Raw genomic sequence first — 19,551 nt, 5'->3', positions numbered from 1 at the left:
CTGGTGTGCATCGCGCGCGACAAGGCGGGCAATCAGACTATGCCGCGCCGAAGTTGCGCGCGCTGGCCGTGCCGCGCTCAATGCCGTGCTGGATGATCTCCAGTCTGCGGAGCACCTCGCCCATGTCGGCGGGGCGCTTCTTGGGGTTGATCCGCACGCACTCCATCACGAAATTGGACAACGACTCGGGCACCAGGGGATTGATCACGTGCGGCGGACTCAGCAGGTCGTCGGACAACAGGCTGTTGTCGCCGCCCTTCTGCACTGTAAACAGCGTCGGCATTTTGCGTCCGCTCAGCGCCCAGTACATCGTCGCCCCGAGATTGTAGATATCGGTGCGGATGCTCACCGGAAGGCACTTGACCTGCTCGGGGGCGATGTAGTCCGGTGTGCCCTGGATTCGCGCTTTTTTCGTGCCGATGGGACAGGCCTGACCCAGGTCGATCACTTTCACCTGCCCCTCGCGGCTGAGCAGGATGTTGTTGGGCTTCAGGTCGCAGTGGACGTATCCGGCGGCGTGCATGGCCTCAAGCGCCCGGCCGGTCTCGATGAACACCTGCACCAGCGTCGTCATGGCGCGGGGAAGGTTCACATCAAGCGGCTGGCCATCGAACAGTTCCATCACCAGCGCCGCCTCGGTTACCTTGCCCAGCAGCGTCTTTTTCGCCTGGTAATCGATGACGCGGCGGAGGTTGGGATGCGAGCACTTTCGTCCGACCTCGAATTCGTTCTCGAGCTGTTCAATAAACCGGGCGTGCTTCTCGGTTTTGCGGACCACGTGCTTCAGCGCGTAAAGTTGCCGCGTCTGGGGGTGCGAGACGACGTAGATCACGCTGCCGGCGCCCTCACCCACCGTGTCGATCACTTCATATCCAAACAACGACTGCGGCATCGTCCCTTCCTGAGGGCTTTTCCACGTGGCCAAACCCGGTTGTTGCGGCGATGACGAAAACAAACTCATGGCCAACAGATCATCCTAGAGTACGCGGTGTCCACCGGTGGCAGCCAGCGCCGGGGCGCGTTCTCTGACGCCGGAAGATGCCCGAGCGGCAAAGCTCGCGCCTTCCCTTGTCAGTATATACGTCGAACACGCCGGGTTTCCTGAGCCTCGCCGGCAAAATCCTGACGGCCGGCAAGCCGCTGCCCTCAACTGGGCGACGCACTCGGCCGGTAGCATCTATACAGGCTACAACGGCTCGATCCCCTGGCCTATTGCCCGGAAACGGGCAGAATCTGGCGGAGAATCAGGCGCGGCCCGACCCGCCCAGGACACGCGCCGCTGCACCCACGGCGGCTGTGCTCACAGCCGGCTGATCAAAAGCTCCCGCTGGAAGATCATCTCCTTGGGCAGATCCCCGGCCAGCTTCAGGAACAACTCCTCCTGGCTGAGAATCTCGACCTTGAACTCCTCCGGATCGATCGACTCCAGGAGATTGAAGTCCTCCTCGGTGATCGTCAGCCCTTCCAGGTCGATGTCCTGAGCGCGAGGCATCCAGCCGAGGATGGTTTCCTTGGCGTAAGCCCGGCCGTGGGCGCGATCGATGATCCACTTCAGCACGCGCATGTTTTCGCCGAAGCCCGGCCAGATGAACTTGCCCTGGTCGTTCTTGCGGAACCAGTTGACCATGAAAATGCGCGGGCAGTCGGACATTTTCTTGCGCATCTGGAACCAGTGGACCAGGTAATCGCGGATGTTGTAGCCGATGAACGGGAGCATGGCCATCGGGTCGCGTCGGACCACGCCGATCTGGCCGGTGGCGGCGGCGGTGGTCTCCGAGCCGATGGTGGCGCCGACGTACACGCCGTGCATCCAGTTGAACGCCTGGAAGACCAGCGGAATCGTGCGTGAGCGACGCCCGCCGAAGATGATCGCCCCCACCGGCACACCGTTGGGGTCGTCGTATGCCGGGTCCAGCACGGGGTTATTGGTCGCCGGCGCGGTGAAGCGGCTGTTGGGATGCGCGGCCTTGGTGCCCATCGCCGGAGTCCACTCCTTGCCCTGCCAGTCGATCGCCTTGGCGGGCGGTGGCCAGTCGCTGTCTTCCCACCAGATGTCGTAGGTTCCATCCGGCAGCGGCACCAGCGCCACATTGGTGAAGATGGTGTCGCGCGAAATGGTTTTCATCGCGTTGGGATTGCTGCGGCTGTTGGTTCCGGGCACCACCCCGAAGTATCCGGTTTCTGGATTGATCGCGCGCAGCCGACCCTGCTCGTCCACCCACATCCACACGATGTCGTCGCCCAGCGTCGTGACCTTCCAGCCTTCGCGGCGATATTTCTCGGGGGGAACCAGCATCGCGAAGTTGGTCTTGCCGCAGGCGCTGGGAAACGCCGCCGCAACGTACGTGCTCTCGCCCTTCGGATCGGTCACGTTCATCAGCAGCATGTGCTCGGCCATCCAGTCCTGCTGGCGACCGAGGTAGCTGGCGATCCGCAGCGCCAGGCACTTCTTGCCCAGCAGTGCATTGCCGCCGTAGCCTGAACCGAACGACCAGATCGTGTTGTCCAGCGGGAAGTGGCAGATGTAGCGGCGCTCCGGATTGACATCGCCGATGCTGTGCAGGCAACGCGTGAACTCGTCGCTGTCGCCAAGCTGTTCCCAGGCGATCGTGCCCATGCGGGTCATGATCCCCATGTTCTGCACGACGTAGATCGAGTCGGTGAGCTGCACGCCTACTTTGGCCAAGGGAGACCCGATCGGCCCCATCACGAACGGCACGACGTACATGGTTCGGCCGGTCATGCAGCCGTCGAAAAGTCCCCGCAGCTTCGCGTACGCCTGCTTGTCGTTCATCCAGTTGTTGGTTGGCCCGGCCAGGTCCTTGCTTGGCGTGCAGATGAACGTCAGGTGTTCGGTGCGGGCCACATCATTGGAGTTGGAGCGATGGTAGTAGCACCCCGGCCACTTCTGCTGGTTCAGTTTGATGAACACGCCTTCCCTGATGCCCTGCTCAAAAAGACGTTCGCGCTCTTCCCTGGATCCATCGCACCAGACGATGCGGTCCGGGCGGGTCAGCGCGGCGCACTGTTCGACCCAGGCGCGAACTGTCGCATTGGCTTCAGGCTTGGACTTTGAACTGCCGGAGCTGCTGGGAATCGGGCGCGCAGCCGAACCCCCTGAAGCGACGCTTATGGACTGCTGGCTCATGACGACTCATTCCTTTGCTTCAGCGGAAGTCAGTACGTGTCCTTCCTTCTCGTGAAGGTCTCGCCACGACTGTTTGGCTTTCAAACTCGAGGCCATGTCGGCAACCGTCGTGGTGTTGAGATAGTCCTTGAGCCGCTGACGGATAGGCTTGTACAGGTCATGCTGCGGGCAGGGCATCTGATCGTTGCAGCGTTCCAGGCCAACCACGCAGCGATCGAGCAACTGTGGTCCTTCCATCGCTTCCACGACCTGCATCAGCGAGATCTGATGCGCCGGTCGCGCCAACGCGAATCCCCCGCCACGCCCTTTGGCACTGACCAGAATCCCGCCACGCACCAGCTTCTGGAAGATCTTGGCCATGAAGTCACGTGGCAGGTCGGTACCGCTGACCAGTTGGTCCAACAGCATATTTCCGCCGGTCGAGCGGCTGGCCAGTTCCGCAAGCCCGCGAATGGCGTATTCGGTCGCGTTGGTGAAGATCATAGACAAGGCTCCGAAGCTGCGCGAAGGCAGATTGCCGGCGAATGCCCCGCATCCGCATTCAAAGGATGATGGTATCCCGTGTCCGCAGAACGGTCAATACTGCCGCAAATCCACACTGTTGCGCCGCCTCGCGGTGACCATTCCTGGCAAGCGGACACGGGATATATCAGTCCCCTTTCTATCTCAACCCAACGGTTACCCGATCCTCAGACTCCGCAGCCGCCCTGCGTCGAGCGGCGGGAGACCTTCGCATTCATCGGCCCATTCTCGCCGCAACTTTCCGTGCAATTCGACTAGAAGAGCGACTGAGCGGGCCGCACACAGCGCACTCAGCGGAATCAGCGGCCCAAAGAGCGGGCGGGCAAAGCGGATCGCCATCGCTACCAAATTACAGGACGATACACTCTTATAGTCCTCAGCCGCCGGTCACACGCGGCAGTTTCAACAGCTCCACCACCCGCGCGGCGGTCTCCTCCACCGCGTTGTGCGTCACATCGATGACCGGCCAGCCCTGACGCGCAAACAGGCGCCGGCTCCAGGCCAGCTCCTCACGCACCGCCTGCTCGTCGGCGTAACTGCTGGCCGCCATGCCCCATTCCGCCTGCCGCCGCTGGCGAATCGCCGCCAGTCGCTGCGGATCGATCACCAGTCCAACCACCTTGCCGGGGGGCAATTGCAGCAGTTGCCGCGGCGGCTCGACCCCCATCGCCAGCGGCACGTTCGCCGCACGGTAGCCCATCTGCGACAGATAGATGCTGGTCGGCGTCTTGCTCGTTCGCGACACGCCCACCAGCACCGCGTCGGCCTCGCCCAGCGTCTCCAGCCCCAGCCCATCATCATGCGCCAGCGTGAACTCGATGGCGCGGATGCGGCGATGATACGCCTCGTCAACGCGATGCAGCCGCTGCGGATCGGCCGTTGGCGTCAGTCCCGACGCCTCGGACAAAAACTGCACGAAGCCCCCGGTCAGGTCCAGCGCAGGTATCCTGGCGCGCTGGCAGGTCTCGGTGATCTGCTGCTTGGCCTGGGGCGAAACGACCGCGTGCAGCACGATTCCCGGCTGTTTGAGAATGTGATCCAGCGTCCTGCCCAGCTCTTCCTCGGTCCGAACGAACGTCCAGAACTTCACCTCGAAGGCGTCCGGCGGAAACTGGGTCAGCAGCGCCGCCAGAATGTGATGCGCCAGATTCCCCGTCGAATCCGAAATCACATGAATGATCGGCTTGCCCTGCGGGCGCTGCGTCGCCAACTGTTCCGGCGTTACAGCCTGCTGCTGCGGCGGCGAGCTCGTTTCGTCGCTGCGTCGGGTTGTGCGTCTGCCGTGGGCGATGATCAATCTCCTTCGCTATTACACCGGGTCTGGTATTCTTCATTTCGCCCGATCCATTACAATCCCTGCCCAATGTTCAAGCCGACGGGGACTGAAAGGCCGACCCGATTCACCCGGCGATTGCCGGTGTTGCTGCTGTCGGTGTTGATCGTCTGGATCGCCGGCTGCACGCACGTCAATGTTCGGCTGAATCCCCCCGACGTGCTGCCGGAGAATCGCATCCGCAACGCCACCCGTGCCGACACCGCACCGCCGCGCGTCACCTCCACGCGTCCGGCCGACGCCGACGGGTATTTCGTCGGTCTGGCCATCAGCGGCGGCGGGTCGCGCTCCGCCAACTTCGCCGCCGCCTGCATGTTCGAGCTTCAGCGGCTCGGCCTGCTTGATCGCGTCGATTACATCTCCTGCGTCAGCGGCGGATCACTGCCCGGCGCCTACTACTGCCTGTTCGATCAGCAGTGGAACCCCGGCGACGTGCAGCGCGCCATGACCCATCCCTTCGCCACCGACATGATCCTGACCACGATCCAGCCGTGGAACGCGCTGGCGATGATGCTCACAAGCTGGGATCGCTCCGACGTGCTGGCCAGTGCCTTCCAGAAACACCTGTTCAGCGACCGCCGTGGCCGGGCTTTGACCTTCGCCGACCTGCGCGACGACCGACCCCGACTGCTGATCAACGCCACCGACCTTCAGTCCGGCCGCCGATTCGTCTTCACCAACGACGCATTCGACGAGCTGAATTCCGATCTGTCCAAATACCCGATTTCCCGTGCCGTCACCGCAAGTGCCGCAGTGCCGGTCCTGTTGCATCAGGTCACGCTGCGCGATTATTCGACGCTGTTCAGGCAATACCGGCATCTGATCGACGGCGGAGTAACGGATAACCTGGGCGTGGTGACGCTGGTGGACACGTACATCTCGCACATCCGCCACGCCCGCGACGCCGGATCCCGCGACCCCTATCCTCACGGCGCGGTGCTGCTGGTCATCGATGCCCACACCAATTTCGACGCCGAATTGTCCGATAAGGGGGATATCGGCGTACTTGAGGGACTGGCCGCCGGCGCGGGGCTTACCAGCACCGCGCTGCTCAACCGCGTCAGTTCCGCGACGCTGGCCGAAATCATCGTGAAATACGCTCCGGACAACAGCACGGCGGCAGACATCCGCCAGCAGATCGCCCGCCTCGAGCGCGACGGCTATCTGCTGCTGCACGACGCCAGCAACCACGACGTTCGCGTGGTGCATCTGGCCCTGTCGCGCGTCAACGAGTTGACCGATTTGCCCTTCTTGAGTTTCGGGCAACGCGTCAACAACATCGCCACTTACTTCAATATTGATCCGACGGAGGCTTACCACCTTTACAAGGCTGCGGAGCTGCTGGTGAAGCACAAGTTCGAGCCGACGTTGGCGCAGATCGCCGCCGAGCTGCGCCGCGCCCAGAGCGCGCCGGTGGCGGCGGATGCCCCCAGAAGCCAATGACCGCTGCGACCGAATCCAACCTCGCCGTGGAATCCATGGCGGCGACCCAGCCCGCCCAGGAGCAGTTCGTGCTCGCCAGCGCCTCCCCACGCCGTCAGGAGCTGCTCCGCCAGGCAGGCTATCAGTTCATCGTTGATCCGGCCAACATCGATGAGGAAGACTTCCCCCGCGATATTCTTCCATCGGAGTTGGCGTTGAAGCTGGCGCGGGAGAAGGCCGACGCCGTTGCGGCGCGGCACCCGGCGGATGTGGTCCTGGCCGCCGACACCGTCGTCGCCTTCGGCGACATGATTCTCAACAAACCCCGCGACGCCAATCAGGCCCGCAAGATGCTCCGCCTGCTCAGCGGCACGACGCATATCGTGATCACCGGCGTCGCGGTGGTGCGGCTGGTGCCCGGCTTTGCCCAGCAGGCGCGCGTCATGTCCGCCGTTCGCATGCGACTGCTCAGCTCACGCCAGATCGACGAGTACGTCGAAAGCGGCCTGTGGCAGGGCAAGGCCGGCGGGTATGGCATCCAGGATCCCGACCCCTTCGTCGAGCGTCTGCGCGGCTGCCACACCAACATCGTCGGCCTGCCGATGACCACCACCAAAGCCCTGCTGGCGGCGGCGGGAATCCACCCCGCCGCGAAGGGTTGACCGAATGCTCGACGCCGCTCTTCACCACGTGAGCGATCCGGCCGCACAGTGACGGGTCCTAGAACGCTTCAACTTTCAGCAACGACGTCTCTTCAGAGGCAGTCGGAAAGTCTTGGCGCACCTAGCTCGCTTTGCATTAGGCGCCGACGACGTCGTAGAATTGATGAATTATGCTCTTGGAACGCCTGTGCACCGCTGCCATGAATGCCCACATCGCGTGGCTGAGACAATTCGGAGACCTGCGGGTCAAGCGGTTCGAGGCCATACGACGCTCAAACCCGCAGGGAGCGATCTGCGACGCGCTGATCGCCCGCCACCTGCGTCAGTATTGCGAGTTGATTGAGCCGTATGAGGATTTCTCAACTGGGGGACCAGACTATCGCTGCCGCCAGAAGGGCCATTACTTCTACGTCGAAGTAACATCATTGGACACCAAAGCCATTGAGCGTGAACTGTGGATACCAGACGACCCGACGTGGAAGGGGGGTAGCGTCGGTTCGATAGCCAAGCTGCTCCGTACATGCATCTCCGGCAAGGTGACACAATGCAGGCACACGGACGCTCCTACGTTGATCGCAGTTGGCATGCTGCACTTATGGGCAAGCATCGATGTCGAGCATCTGGCCGAGGACATGCTGATCTCCCACGTAGAGTATGTCGTGCCGATTCGCCCAGCCCAGGCATGCCCCACGGAGCGGGGGCAACTCGTCACGGGGCTGCGAAATGCGTTGTTCTTGGAAGCGGCCGCCGACGGGTTGAAGGACAGGCGTCAACCTGTCGCCGGTGTTCTCGTCTTTGGTCTAGGCGCGATGCCACCACGGATCGTCGGCGTTATCAACGGGCGCGCGTTCCGGTCGTTTGATCCGACCCTCATGCCGCAGATCAAATTCGCGACTTGCGAGATCATCGACAATCGGATCAGCATTCAGTGGTACAACGATGGTCACAAGGAATGCCCGGCAAAACGCGGATGGCGAGGGAGGTGAAGAGCAAACATGCACGCAGCCGTCCCATCCTCAATGTAGGCCGAGCAACGCGATCAGTCGCCGCAGGAGCTTTGGGGACGGCTGGGATTCGCGAGCGAGGTTCACTTCGGCCGATGTAGCATGGTTCGCTGCCTCCAAGATCTCGGAGATTCTGGCTTCGGCCCATGCGTATTGTGGATGGCCTGGAACCTTAGGCTCCGTTACCGCTTCTTGGTTCACGATCCAAACTAAGAGATTATCGAGTTCACTAAAGTTCGACACAATCTCTCTTGCTTGGTCCAACGGGTCGCCAAAGTCTAGTTTGATCCCGAAAGTCGACCCACCGGAGACAATGGATTTGATGGCGCGGTCCAACAAGATCATTGCAAATCGTTCGCGTTCCGAAAGGTGGGGGTGCACGCGCCCCAGCAGTTCGAATTCATGCCGCAATGCCCGCTTCGTTGTCTCTGGATGGCCACCCACGTGGACACAGAATTCGTCGGCCGACACTCCGATTTGGACACGTAGTCGCTCAAGGGCATCGATTGCGTGCACTGGTGGTCTCAGGTGCGCCGGAAGACACATCGCCCATTCCGGTAGTGTGCGATTGGCTGACATTAACGTTCTCTCCTAGAATTTGGCAGAGACAGTTTCACCCGCGGAGGACCCGGCCCGTAAACGGCAGGCCTGAGGCACCACACCAGTTCGACTACAAACCGCCACACACCCACCACAGACTTCACGCCGAGTGTCCGGCAAAAACACACGTCTGGTTGGCGCCGTGTGTATTGTAACGCGTGGTCCTAGCGTTGTCAGTGCCCTTGCGTTTCAATGGTAGGCGATGGAGCGAATTCTCTCTGGCATCTTCGCGCTGCTCGTCGCCGCGGCGGGTTGGTTTTATATCTTTTACTCGCGCGCTGCGGCGAACCTGGCGGGCATCGAGAATCCCCGGACCAACCGCCTGCGCATCGCCCTGCGGCGCACCGGTGGCGCGGCCATGTTCCTGCTCGCCGTCGCGTTCTATGCGTTCTACGTGGCCATCGAGCGTCGGCGTGTCACGTGGGCGGCTGTGCTGCTTCTGTCCGTCCTCGCGCTGCTGGGCGCGATCGTCGTGCTGGGGCTGGTGGACCTGCGGCTGACATATCAGCTCCGGCGGCGCAGACGACACCACGATGATCACTCGGATTCAAGCGAATGAAGTACCTGGATACCACAATGATCCTGACCGTTCTGCTGTTGCCCGCGGGGATGATGATGTGCGTCGCGGGGTGTCCGCGCCGCGCGGCACCCCAGCCGCAGTCCCTGCCCACGATCAGCATCACCCTGGGCAAGCGCACCTTCACACTTGAGGTCGCCAACACCAACAGGACCCGCGAGATCGGCCTGATGCATCGCGACTCGATGCCGCGAGACCATGGGATGCTGTTTGTGTTCCCCGATGAGCAGCGGCGGGCGTTTTGGATGAAGAATACGCGGATTCCGCTGGACATCATCTACCTCGACGCCGCCGGGCGGATCGTCGCCATCAAGCCAATGCAGCCGTACGACCTGAGCAGCGTCAGCAGCGACCGCCCGGCCAAGTATGCCATTGAGCTGAACCAGGGCATGGCGGCGGAAGCGGGGGTGCGAGTCGGGGATGTGGTGGCGATTCCCCAGGCCGTCGCGGAAAGCGCCGATTGATGAGAGACGAGAAGTGAGGGATGAGTGAGCAGGGACCAGCGGCGCTCGTCCACATTTGCACGTCCGACAACCGCGGGGAAGCTGGCGGGAGACAACTGACAATCAGGGTAAAGCGATGCCCCGGGCTCGCCGAAATCTGCAATGGCGTCGCGTGCGGTGGCGCAGCCCGCGCGGGGCGCGACCGCACCTGGGCATGAGTCTGGCATGACACCGCTGCAAATCGGCAACCGTGACATCGGCGATGGCGCGGGCGGGACCGACCTGCCCGATCCAACCTCCATCGGCGCGGGAACCGCCGCCGCACAACTGCTTCAACAGCAGATCCAGCTCCTTCAGTCGCGGATCACCGCCCTGAGCAGCGAGATCGAAATCCTTCGCCGGCGAGATCAGACCGTCAACTATTACATCCACCGGATCGATGAGGAGATGCGGCTGGCGGCGCGGTTGCAGCAGGACTTTCTGCCCAAGCAACTGCCGCAGGTCGGACGCGTGCGATTCCACACCCTGTTTCGCCCCGCCGGATATGTCAGCGGCGATCTGTACGACGTGATGCGGCTGGACGAGACGCACGTGGGTTTTTACATGGCCGACGCGGTCGGTCACGGCATGCCCGCGGCGCTGCTGACCATGTTCATCAAGAACGCGCTGGTCACCAAGCAGATCGATTCCGCGGGCTACCGCCTGCTGGCGCCGGGCGAAACCATGGCCCGGCTCAACGACGCGCTGGTCGGACAGCACCTGTCCTACGCCACCTTCGCCACCGCCATTTACGGAACCATCGACTGCCAGACGCTTCAGTGCAGCTTTGCCCGCGGCGGGCATCCCAATCCGGTTATATTGCGCGCCGATGGCTCCACGCAGTGTGTCGAAGTTGACGGCAGCCTGCTGGGCATCTTCGCCAACGAGTCGTTTGCCACCGCCACCGTGCAGCTTCAGCCGGGCGATCGGCTGGTCGTTTTCAGCGACGGAGTGGAAGTGTCCTTCAGCGGCGACGGCAGCATCGACACGGACCAGTGGCGAAGGGAACTGGAACGCCGCGCCCAGCTCAAAGGCGAGCAGCTCATCGCCAGCCTCGCGGATCACATCGACTCGCAGGCCGGCAGCCTCAGCCCAAAGGACGATCTGACGATCATCCTTGCCGAGGTCAACTGAAGCATCGCCGAGATCCTTCCGCTGCCCGGGCGGCGCACGATCGTCTCACTTGTGCGCCTCCAGCCACGCCTCTCGCAGCACGCGTTCGATGCGCTTGATGGCCCAGGCACTCTGGATCGCCTTCATTTCCAGCACCGACATCTGCCGACCCAGGTATGGCCCCGTGAAACGGAAAAAGGCCCGGGTGTCGAACGTGCCGGAGATCTGGCCGGTGGGATGATCGGGTGTGCCGGCCTGTCCGGCGGCGTGCATCGCGGCCAGGCCGATCAGCGGCAGGGCATCGTAGCTGCGCAGCGAGACTTCCACCGTCGCCTGCCACGGATCGTCGGTCCTGATCGGATCCTCAAACTCGCCAAGCTGCCGCAGCAGCAGTTGCCAGTACTCCTGCCGCAGGTCTGAAAATGGCTCGTGCTCGTCATCGCACATCCGGTATTCCATCTCCGCGTGGATGTTGGGCGCCTTGGCGCGGTTCGCGAAGTACGACTGGCTCTTGTAATCCACCGTCGCATGATGCGGCTGCGTATTGTCGGCCAGGTAGTGCGACAGATACCCGGCCCAGTAGGTGGCGGTCTGGTACTTCTGCTGGAGGTCGGCAGCGGGCGCGTGCAGCCTGCCGGCGCGGATCGCCGCGACAAGCTCCCGATAACATTGCTCGACACGGTGCGGCAGCATGCCCGCCTGCGCCAGACGCGGATCGTCGATGTTCCGCGGGATATCCTGCGGGCGGGGCTTGTTGGACAGGTCGTGTTTGTACTCGTGCCGGCTCTGCTCAGGCAGCAGCAGCTCCAGGTCGATGAAGTGAAGCATTCGCTCCTTGACCTTGAACGGCTCGACCGCCTCGGCCGCGCGGTTCTCGGCCTCCATGTCCGGCACGCACGCCCAGTAGATCATGTCGGTGTAACCGACGGGAATCCGCCCGACGCGCCGCGTCATGAAAAAACGCTCGTTCTGCTCGAGGTTGGGCAAATCGCCCGCGGCCTGCCCAAGCCAGGCTTTCATCTCCGCGGGCGTGGCCGGATCCTCCAGCAGCCGCAGCACCGCCAGGCGGGTAAACAGGATGTGTTCCTTGTAGCTCCAGGCCAGTAAGTTGCCTGCAACGCAGAACAGCGCGAGTACGAATGCCAGAACAGCACCGGGAATCGTGGCGCGACGCGGCTTGGGTGGAACCATCGCCCGATCATAGCCGCGCGCGGCGCGCTGATGCAAAACGATCGTCAATCAAGTGGATCAGCCCAGGCTCTGCGGCCTGCGGCGCCCAAGACCAGCCCGGCGGCCAGCAGCAGCATCCCGGCGCCCATCAGCAGCAGCCGCGAGCGCGGCTGCCGGCACATCTGCGAAAACCTGCCGCCGATCGGTTTGTAAGGCGGAAGCTCCGCCGGGGGGGGAAGCGTCACCAGCAGAAAAGGCGACAGGTCGTGCCGCCGGTCGGCTTGTCCCTTGAGCTCCAGCACGCTGGTGCCCTCGCGCACGAGCTTCATCTGCCGCTGCGCAAGCCGTTCCAGCAGTGTCGGATCGTCCGCCACGCGGTGCAGAAACTCATCGTTCACTGCGATCTGTCGGTGAATCTGCTCCAGATCCAGCCGCAGCTTCTCGCGCTCGTAGACCAGTCGTCGGTTTTCGTCGGCGGCGGGAATGAGCAGGCAGCAGGCGATGATCGCCACGCCCGCGCACAGCAGCGGGATCGTCCAGGCGCCGGCGCGATCCTGCGGCAGGCTATGCGGCGACGCCACGGGCGGGCGCTGTCCGGCGGCATCCGCAGCCGCCGGCTGGGGCGCATGCACCGGGGGCGCGGCGTGAGTCGCCGCCGCCAGATCCGCCACTGTCGCCGCTTGCCTGGAGGATTCCACCTTGGACTTATCGGACGGCCGGTCGCGGTTTCTCCAGTTTCGCCGCCGTGAAGGCACTTCACCCCGCGGGCACCCGACGGCGCAGGCACTTGACCGCGCGGGCACTGCCCGGTGCGGCCATTTCACTGTACCCAGCCGAACGAGCGCTGCACCGCCCTCTGCCAGCAGCGGCACAGGTGTTCGCACTGCGGCTGGGGCATCGTCGGCCGCCAGCGACGATCCTCGCGCCAGCCACTGCGCAGCTCATCCAGGTCCTTCCAGAATCCGACGGCCAAGCCCGCGGCATACGCCGCCCCCAGCGCCGTCGTTTCGGTGATCTTCGGGCGAACCACCTCCACCCCAAGCACGTCGGCCTGAAACTGCATCAGCAACTCGTTGACGCACATCCCGCCATCCACTCGTAAACTGCTCAGCGGCACGCCGCTGTCGGCGATCATCGCCTGCACCACGTCGCGGGTCTGGAAAGCCGTGGCCTCCAGCGCCGCCCGCGCCAGGTGCGCCCGATTGGTCTGCCGGGTCAGGCCGACGATCACCCCGCGCGCGTCGCTTCGCCAATACGGTGCAAACAGCCCCGAAAACGCCGGCACGATGAACACCCCGCCGCTGTCATCCACGCTTCGCGCCAACGCTTCGATTTCGGCGGAGCTGTGAATCAACCCCAGATTGTCGCGCAACCACTGCACCAGCGCCCCGGCGACGGCGACGGAGCCTTCCAGCGCGTAGGCGGCCGGGGCGTCGCCGAACCGGTAGGCCACGGTGCTGAGCAGGCCGCGCTCGGAGCGCACCGGTCGCTCGCCCGAGTTCAGGAGCATGAAGCAGCCGGTGCCGTAGGTGTTCTTCGACTCGCCCGGCGCGAAGCATGCCTGCCCGACCAGCGCCGCCTGCTGGTCGCCCAAATCGCCGCAGACCGGGATCTGATCCCCGAAGACGCCGTGGCGTGATGTTGTGCCCCAGCCGCGTGGGTCGGCGGCGCTGGAAGGCACGATCCGCGGCAGCATCGCCCGGGGCACGTCCAGCGCCTCCAGCATCGCCTGATCCCAGTCCAGCGTGGCAAGATTCATCAGCATGGTTCGGCTGGCGTTGGTGACGTCGGTGACGTGCGCCGCCTGCGGGTCGGGGCCGGCGCGTTCGGCGCCGCCAGTCAGATTCCAGATCAGCCACGTGTCGATGTTGCCGAAGAGGACGCGTCCCTGCCGGGCGGCTTCGCGCACGCCGGGAACGTTGTCCAGGATCCAGCGGATCTTCGGCCCGGAGAAATAGGTGGCCAGCGGCAGCCCGACGCGATCGCGGAAGCGATCCTGTCCGGCCGAGTCGGCGCGGGCCAGCTCGTCGCAAAGCGCTTTGGTGCGGGTGTCCTGCCAGACGATGGCGTTGCAGACGGGTCGGCCGGTCGTGCGGTCCCACAGCACGGTGGTCTCGCGCTGGTTGGCGATGCCAACGGCGGCAATCTGGCCCGGGCGTGCGCCGGCGGCGCGGATCGCCTGCTCGATCACTTCCTGCGTGCGATGCCAGATCTCCATCGCATCGTGCTCGACCCAGCCCGGGCGCGGCAGGATCTGCTCGTGCTCCTTCTGCGCCGCCGCGACGATGGTGCAGTCGCGGTCGAACAGAATGCACCGCGTGCTGGTCGTACCCTGATCGATGGCGACAACGTAACGCATGGACGATGCGCGCTACCACCGCGCGCAATTCTCCGGCGGCGGCAGGTATCGATTCAATCGCGTCGGCGGCGCGGCAGACGGCTCATCATTATCCCCGCCAGCAGAATCACCCCGCCCGCCGCCGGCTCGGGAACATAGTGCAGTCGAAGCTGCGTGCTTGACGCCGACAGCCACCATGCACCTTCGTCATCATCTCCTGCAAAGTCCGTCTTGTCGATCATGAGGGTCATCAGGTCGAAGGGGTTAATACCTCCGCTGGCGGTCAGGATCACCCACTGGCCGGGCTGGGACGAATCAAAGTTGGCCGGCGGACTCAGCGCCGAGAGCTTGATCGTGAACCTGTTGCCGGTGGTGGCAATAACGCTGAGCGCCGAGACCTGAAGATGATCCCACCCGGTGCCCGCGCCGCCGGTCGCGTCAGACATCTCAAAGAGATACGTTCCGCCGGCGTCCCAGGTCTGGGCGCCGCTGGTCAGTTGCCCCACGCTTGTGCCCGGCGAAATGGTGCCCTGCACCAGCACGCTGCCGTTGGCGGTGCCGGTGCCGCCGAGACGTCCTGCGGCGGCAACCACCACACTGGCCGTGTCCAGCGTGCCATTGAGCACCAGCGTCGGCCCGTCGATGGTGATGGTCTGCGTGATCGGATTGGAGCCGGCCGCCAGGATCAGCTCTCCTGCGCCCAGAACGCTCAGGCCGGTGGAAGTGCCGCTGCCGGTGGCCAGGCCCAGCGGACCCGTGAACGTCACCTGCGATCCGGGGGTGAGGGTGATCTTGTGCTGAAGGGTGGTGCCCGCGGGTCGGAACAGCGAGATACCTCCGGTGATTTCGATCGAGCCGTCGAAGACCGCCCCGCCGCCAAGCTGCCCGCCGCCGATTGAGACATCGTTGGCGAGCACAACCGGCGCCGAGGCGTGCAGGGCGCCGTTGTTGAACAGGAACGAGCCGCTGCCCAGTGCGCCGTTGGTGGAAATGGAGATGGTCCCGCCGTCGGCGGGGGATGTTCCGGCCAGTCCCAGGCGAAGCGATCGCAGGTTCGGGTTGTCGCCGCTGAGCAGCAGCGTTCCGCCGCCGGTCTTGGTGTTAAAACTGTTGCCGGACTTGAGATGGTCGATCTGAAGCGTCCCGCCGGTCTGGACGGAGATGGCCCCGCCGTTGCCGAGGTTCACCGCGCCGCTGCCGGTGATGCGGGCGGTTGCGGCGGTGATGGTGCTGACCAGCGCGACGGTGCCGCCGCTGTTGCCCAAATCGCCCGCCGACAGCACCAGCGTGCCGTCGTTGCTGAACAGCAGCGTGGCGACGCTGATGGAGGCGCTGGTCATCGCGACGGTGCCGTCGCCGCTGAGGTTGAGCGATCCGCCAGCCAGCGGACCGGCGATGCTCATCGTGGTGTTGGCCACCGCATCGAGAAACCCCGAGCCGGAGATGGTCCGCCCGGCCCCCAGCGTCACGTCGGCGGTGCTGCGCAGCGCCCCGCCGTTCAACTGCACGTCGTTTGCCGCATCGCCCAGGTTGCCGTCAGCGCTGATCGTCAGTGTCCCGGCGGTGATGGTGGTGTTGCCGCTGTAGTCGTTGCCGGAATGCCCCAGGACCAGTTCGCCCGGGCCGGTTTTGGTGATTCCCGCGCTCGCTCCGCTGATCTTCCCGCTGAGGGTGATCACGGTCGATGCGGCCGGCGTGACCGTCAGCGTGTTGCTGTTGAGATCGACTGCTGACGCGACGATCATTCCGCCGCTGCCCGTGGTGCTCCAGGTTTGTGCCACGTCCACTTCGATTGTGCCGCCCGTGATCGTCTGAACGTTGTCGCTCTGGTTGGTGATGCCGCCCGTGCCGGTGAGAGTCAATGTGTTGGCACCAAGTCCAACACTGAACGTCGAAGCTCCAGATGCAAACCTGACTGAGTTGAGGCTGTAGTTGGCCTCCATGTTCGGAGTTGTCCGGATCGCGCCGGCAAAGACGATGGCGTCACCTGTCGCCGGCGGGCCGCTATCCCAGTTTGCTGCATCGCCAAAGTCGTCGCTCGCCCCGCCGCCATCCCAGGTTCGAGTTTGAGGCGGGATCAGGACGGTTGCCGTGAGTGAAAAGTTATCAACACCCAGTCCCTGCCCATTGGTACTTCCCCCAACACCTGTATATGTCCAGCGAAGGTAGTAGCTGCCACCGGGTGCGATGGACAGTCCTGAAACGACAATGCCGCTTTTGGACACGACGGAGGGACCGTTGACGACGACGGTATTGACCGAATCGGCGGGATAGCTGTGGTTGCCGGCGGCTATGGGCGTCCAGTTCAACCCGTCGGTTCCCGAGAAGAAGGTGATATCGACGGCGCGCGTGCCCTGGCGATACTTTTCCAGGTCGAATGCGATGCTCAGCGAAGTGATGGTCGATCCGGTGTTGTTCGACAATTGAGCGAACAGATGCCGGGGACTTGTGAAACTGCTGGAGGTCAGAAACCCGACGGCCCGGTCGGTAGCGGTGGCGTTGGTTCCAGTGCCCCAGTTGTAGTACCCGCCGGCGGACGTGCTTGTGATCGATCCTGTCCCGGTTGTACCGGCCGATTGCGTCGTCTGAAGCGAGAACCCAGTTGAGAAATCGGTCGATGATCCAAATCGCCAGCCGGAAGGGAGCGTAGCCGTCTGCGCCGACCCAAGCGAATCGAAGTTTTCCGTCACGAGAAGTCCGGGACCTATTGACACCTGTGTGTAGGCGAACGGTCCACCGCTGCTGAGGATCGTGCCAACCATCACCATCCACCTGGATCGCCTTTTCATTTGATTTTCCTTCTAAGGCGTGCGACGGGGTGGGTTCCCTGAGGCAGCCTGTTCCCTGGCCACGAGTGTTGCTTTTTCAACCGGCGGCCCTGGGGTGTGCCGGCCGCTGGGGGGCTGAAAAACGTCCGTGAGAAGCGGCGATTTATAGCCGCTGCGCCCGGTGGGGTAAAGCGAAAAAGCCGTGGATGCTCACGTTGGCAAATTCGCGTATCCGCTTCGCTCCCAACAGCCCGGACCGATGGTCAGTCCAAAACGCGGATTCTGGCCCGCCGGTGCCTGGTTTCCTATGATGTACTGATGCACATCCGTCCCGCCACAGCCGCAGATCTGGAGCGACTGGCCGACATCGATGGCACCGTCGAGTCGTCGGAGTACCTGCATCTGGATCGCAGCGGAGAGGGGCTTTCGGTGAGCTGGCGGCTGGAGTTGCGCCCGCTGCGCCAGAAACTGATCGAGCGCAACCCCATCAACGATGAGTGCAGGTTCGCGCTCAAACAGATCATCAGCGGCGCCGAGGAAGGACTCGCCCTGGTCGCCGAGCATGAGCAGGCTCCGGTGGCCCTGGCGGTGGCACAAGTGCGTCCGGAGCTGCGAACGGTGCACCTGACCGATCTGCGCGTGGATTACGATTATCGACGTCAGGGCATCGCCACCGTGCTGATCTATCAGATCATCCAATACGCCCGCGAGCACGAGCTGCGCGCCGTTTCCGCCGAGACGCGAACCAACAACCTGCCAGCCAACCGTTTGCTCCAGAAGCTGGCTTTCGAAATCGCCGGAATCGACACCCACCGGCACAGCAACCACGACATGGTCAAGGAATCGGCCACGCTGTTCTGGTACGCGGCGCTGGATTGAGTAGCGGGCGACGAAGCTGACACACGAAGGTCTTCCCATCTGGACTTGCCGGCGTGATTCCCTACGCTTGATCACAAGCAGGCGGCGCGCCTTGGATCAGGGCGCAGATTGAGCATCGTAACACTGATGGACAACCCATGGCCGACCGAGTGAGCCAAACCCAGACCCTGGACAGCGCCGAAGAACGCGAGCAGGCGCAGCGCCCGCAGTCCGCGCCGGCGGATCAGTCCGAACAACTGGCCAGCAAAATCGAGGAGATCCCCCCCGCCGATGCGGCGGCGGTGATGGCGGAGCTTCCCCCGCCACAGGCGGCGGATGTGGCCGAGTATCTCGACCCGGAAACCGCCGCCCACATCCTGGCCAAGATGGACACCGACCGCGCCGCCACGGTCATCCGCGACATGGAAGCGCCCGAGGCGTCGCTGGTGCTCCAGCACATGGATCCCGACGACCGCGTGGACGTGCTGGAGCGCGTGGAGCGACCCCTGCACGACCAGCTCGTCAGCGAGATGGACGCCGAGCACGCTGACGAAACCCGCCGGCTCGAACAGTACCTCCCCGATACCGCCGGCGGGATCATGACCACCCAGGTCACCGCCCTTTACGAATACATCACCGTGGACGACGCGATCACGCTGCTCCGCAAACTCAACCAGGAACTGGAGCAGATGTATTACGTCTACGTGATCGACAGCCGCCGGCACCTGGTGGGCGTGCTGTCGATGCGCGACCTGATCCTCTCGGATCCCAACAAACGCCTGCGCGACATCATGATCACCAACGTCCGCTCGGTCCCGGCCACCATGGACCAGGAGCAGGTCGCGCAGCTCATGCGAAAATACGGCTACCTGGCGCTGCCCGTCGTGGATGAGCAGAACAAGCTGATCGGGCTGATCACGCTGGACGACGTGGTGGATGTGCTCCAGGAAGAGGCCACCGAAGACGTGCAGCGGATGTTCGGCGCCGGCGCCGAGGAACGACTGACCAGCTCCTGGCAATTCAGCTTCAAGAAGCGGGTCTGGTGGCTGATCGTGAACCTGGCGACGGCGTTCCTTGCCGCAGCGGTGGTCGCGATGTTCGAGGACACCATCGCCAAGCTCGCCATCCTCGCCGCCTACATGCCCATCGTCGCCGGCATGGGCGGCAACGCCTCGGCACAGGCGATGGCGGTGACGGTGCGCGGACTGGCGGTCGGTCGCGTCGATCGCGCCCTGATGCGACATGTGTTGATCTCACAAACCCTGGTCGGCATTACCACCGGCGTGGTCATCGGGCTGATCACCATGGCCATCGCCGTCATCTTCCACATCAGCGAAGGGGTCGGCAAAACCCTGGCCTTGGGCGGCGTGGTCTGCGCGGCGCTGATCATCAACCACACGCTGGCGTGCGTGAGCGGAGCGGCGATCCCGTTCATCCTCAAGCACCTGGGCTTCGACCCGGCCCAAAGCGCCACCATCTTCGCCACCACCATCACCGACGTCGTCGGCTTTCTGGCCCTGCTCGGGCTGGCCAAGCTCTTCCTTCTGTGAGCGT

Annotated in this window: 17 protein-coding genes; 8 read left to right on the top strand and 9 right to left on the bottom strand. The window is 63.8% G+C overall.

The features are described from left to right. Positions 1 to 37 precede the first annotated feature (37 nt). The 4 genes from ACQS5P_RS13265 to ACQS5P_RS13250 all read right to left on the bottom strand — a co-directional run bounded on the left by ACQS5P_RS13265 (position 38) and on the right by ACQS5P_RS13250 (position 4,880). A complete protein-coding gene (locus ACQS5P_RS13265; RefSeq protein WP_428937097.1) occupies positions 38 to 892 on the bottom strand; it encodes a serine/threonine protein kinase in 855 nt (284 codons plus the stop codon). Between the two features lie 408 nt (positions 893 to 1,300). Next, positions 1,301 to 3,148 (bottom strand): phosphoenolpyruvate carboxykinase (GTP), encoded by a 1,848-nt coding sequence (locus tag ACQS5P_RS13260; RefSeq protein WP_428937096.1) that lies wholly within the window; start codon positions 3,146 to 3,148, stop codon positions 1,301 to 1,303. Between the two features lie 6 nt (positions 3,149 to 3,154). Further along, positions 3,155 to 3,631: an RrF2 family transcriptional regulator gene (locus ACQS5P_RS13255; protein ID WP_428937095.1), complete on the bottom strand. Its 477-nt coding sequence runs from the start codon at positions 3,629 to 3,631 to the stop codon at positions 3,155 to 3,157. Positions 3,632 to 4,046: 415 nt separating this feature from the next. Beyond that, on the bottom strand, positions 4,047 to 4,880 hold the full coding sequence (locus ACQS5P_RS13250) for a pyruvate, water dikinase regulatory protein (protein WP_428937094.1): 834 nt from the start codon (positions 4,878 to 4,880) through the stop codon (positions 4,047 to 4,049). Between ACQS5P_RS13250 and ACQS5P_RS13245 the strand changes: the two genes are divergently transcribed. The 3 genes from ACQS5P_RS13245 to ACQS5P_RS13235 all read left to right on the top strand — a co-directional run bounded on the left by ACQS5P_RS13245 (position 4,842) and on the right by ACQS5P_RS13235 (position 8,073). Beyond that, positions 4,842 to 6,446 (top strand): patatin-like phospholipase family protein, encoded by a 1,605-nt coding sequence (locus ACQS5P_RS13245; protein ID WP_428937093.1) that lies wholly within the window; start codon positions 4,842 to 4,844, stop codon positions 6,444 to 6,446. The genes ACQS5P_RS13250 and ACQS5P_RS13245 overlap by 39 nt on opposite strands. Beyond that, positions 6,443 to 7,087 (top strand): Maf family protein, encoded by a 645-nt coding sequence (locus tag ACQS5P_RS13240; protein WP_428937092.1) that lies wholly within the window; start codon positions 6,443 to 6,445, stop codon positions 7,085 to 7,087. Before ACQS5P_RS13245 ends, ACQS5P_RS13240 begins: the two co-directional genes overlap by 4 nt. A 170-nt stretch (positions 7,088 to 7,257) precedes the next feature. Beyond that, on the top strand, positions 7,258 to 8,073 hold the full coding sequence (locus tag ACQS5P_RS13235; RefSeq protein WP_428937091.1) for a hypothetical protein: 816 nt from the start codon (positions 7,258 to 7,260) through the stop codon (positions 8,071 to 8,073). A gap of 30 nt (positions 8,074 to 8,103) precedes the next feature. Here ACQS5P_RS13235 and ACQS5P_RS13230 read toward each other — a convergent pair whose 3' ends face one another. Continuing rightward, positions 8,104 to 8,562 carry a hypothetical protein gene (locus tag ACQS5P_RS13230; RefSeq protein ID WP_428937090.1) on the bottom strand — a complete coding sequence of 153 codons (459 nt, stop codon included), beginning with the start codon at positions 8,560 to 8,562 and terminating at the stop codon, positions 8,104 to 8,106. A gap of 331 nt (positions 8,563 to 8,893) precedes the next feature. On the opposite strand from ACQS5P_RS13230, the gene ACQS5P_RS13225 reads away from it, so the two are divergent. The 3 genes from ACQS5P_RS13225 (at position 8,894) to ACQS5P_RS13215 (ending at position 10,884) form a co-directional block, all read left to right on the top strand. Further along, positions 8,894 to 9,250: a hypothetical protein gene (locus ACQS5P_RS13225; protein WP_428937089.1), complete on the top strand. Its 357-nt coding sequence runs from the start codon at positions 8,894 to 8,896 to the stop codon at positions 9,248 to 9,250. A 17-nt stretch (positions 9,251 to 9,267) separates the two neighbouring features. Then, positions 9,268 to 9,732 (top strand): DUF192 domain-containing protein, encoded by a 465-nt coding sequence (locus tag ACQS5P_RS13220; protein WP_428937088.1) that lies wholly within the window; start codon positions 9,268 to 9,270, stop codon positions 9,730 to 9,732. Positions 9,733 to 9,936: 204 nt separating this feature from the next. After that, positions 9,937 to 10,884 carry a PP2C family protein-serine/threonine phosphatase gene (locus tag ACQS5P_RS13215; protein WP_428937087.1) on the top strand — a complete coding sequence of 316 codons (948 nt, stop codon included), beginning with the start codon at positions 9,937 to 9,939 and terminating at the stop codon, positions 10,882 to 10,884. Between the two features lie 45 nt (positions 10,885 to 10,929). Here the strand turns inward: ACQS5P_RS13215 and ACQS5P_RS13210 are convergent, their stop codons facing one another. From ACQS5P_RS13210 to ACQS5P_RS13195, 4 genes are all read right to left on the bottom strand, one after another. Next, positions 10,930 to 12,054 (bottom strand): hypothetical protein, encoded by a 1,125-nt coding sequence (locus ACQS5P_RS13210; protein WP_428937086.1) that lies wholly within the window; start codon positions 12,052 to 12,054, stop codon positions 10,930 to 10,932. Between the two features lie 44 nt (positions 12,055 to 12,098). Further along, positions 12,099 to 12,731 (bottom strand): hypothetical protein, encoded by a 633-nt coding sequence (locus ACQS5P_RS13205; RefSeq protein ID WP_428937085.1) that lies wholly within the window; start codon positions 12,729 to 12,731, stop codon positions 12,099 to 12,101. A 122-nt stretch (positions 12,732 to 12,853) separates the two neighbouring features. Beyond that, complete coding sequence (gene glpK, locus ACQS5P_RS13200; RefSeq protein WP_428937084.1) at positions 12,854 to 14,392, bottom strand: glycerol kinase GlpK; 1,539 nt, start codon at positions 14,390 to 14,392, stop codon at positions 12,854 to 12,856. Between the two features lie 53 nt (positions 14,393 to 14,445). Next, positions 14,446 to 17,160: a beta strand repeat-containing protein gene (locus ACQS5P_RS13195; RefSeq protein ID WP_428937083.1), complete on the bottom strand. Its 2,715-nt coding sequence runs from the start codon at positions 17,158 to 17,160 to the stop codon at positions 14,446 to 14,448. A gap of 297 nt (positions 17,161 to 17,457) precedes the next feature. On the opposite strand from ACQS5P_RS13195, the gene ACQS5P_RS13190 reads away from it, so the two are divergent. Further along, the gene (locus ACQS5P_RS13190; RefSeq protein WP_428937082.1) at positions 17,458 to 18,018 is read left to right on the top strand and encodes an N-acetyltransferase family protein; all 561 of its coding nucleotides are present in this window, start codon (positions 17,458 to 17,460) and stop codon (positions 18,016 to 18,018) included. Positions 18,019 to 18,155: 137 nt separating this feature from the next. Then, entirely contained in the window at positions 18,156 to 19,547 is a 1,392-nt protein-coding gene (mgtE, locus tag ACQS5P_RS13185; protein WP_428937081.1) for a magnesium transporter, read from the top strand. Positions 19,548 to 19,551: the final 4 nt, after the last annotated feature.

This window comes from Fontivita pretiosa, from assembly GCF_050410795.1.
Taxonomy (GTDB): domain Bacteria; phylum Planctomycetota; class Phycisphaerae; order Tepidisphaerales; family Tepidisphaeraceae; genus Fontivita; species Fontivita pretiosa.
Note: the sequence above shows the minus strand (reverse complement) of the source record. Positions and strands in the feature narration are given on the sequence as shown.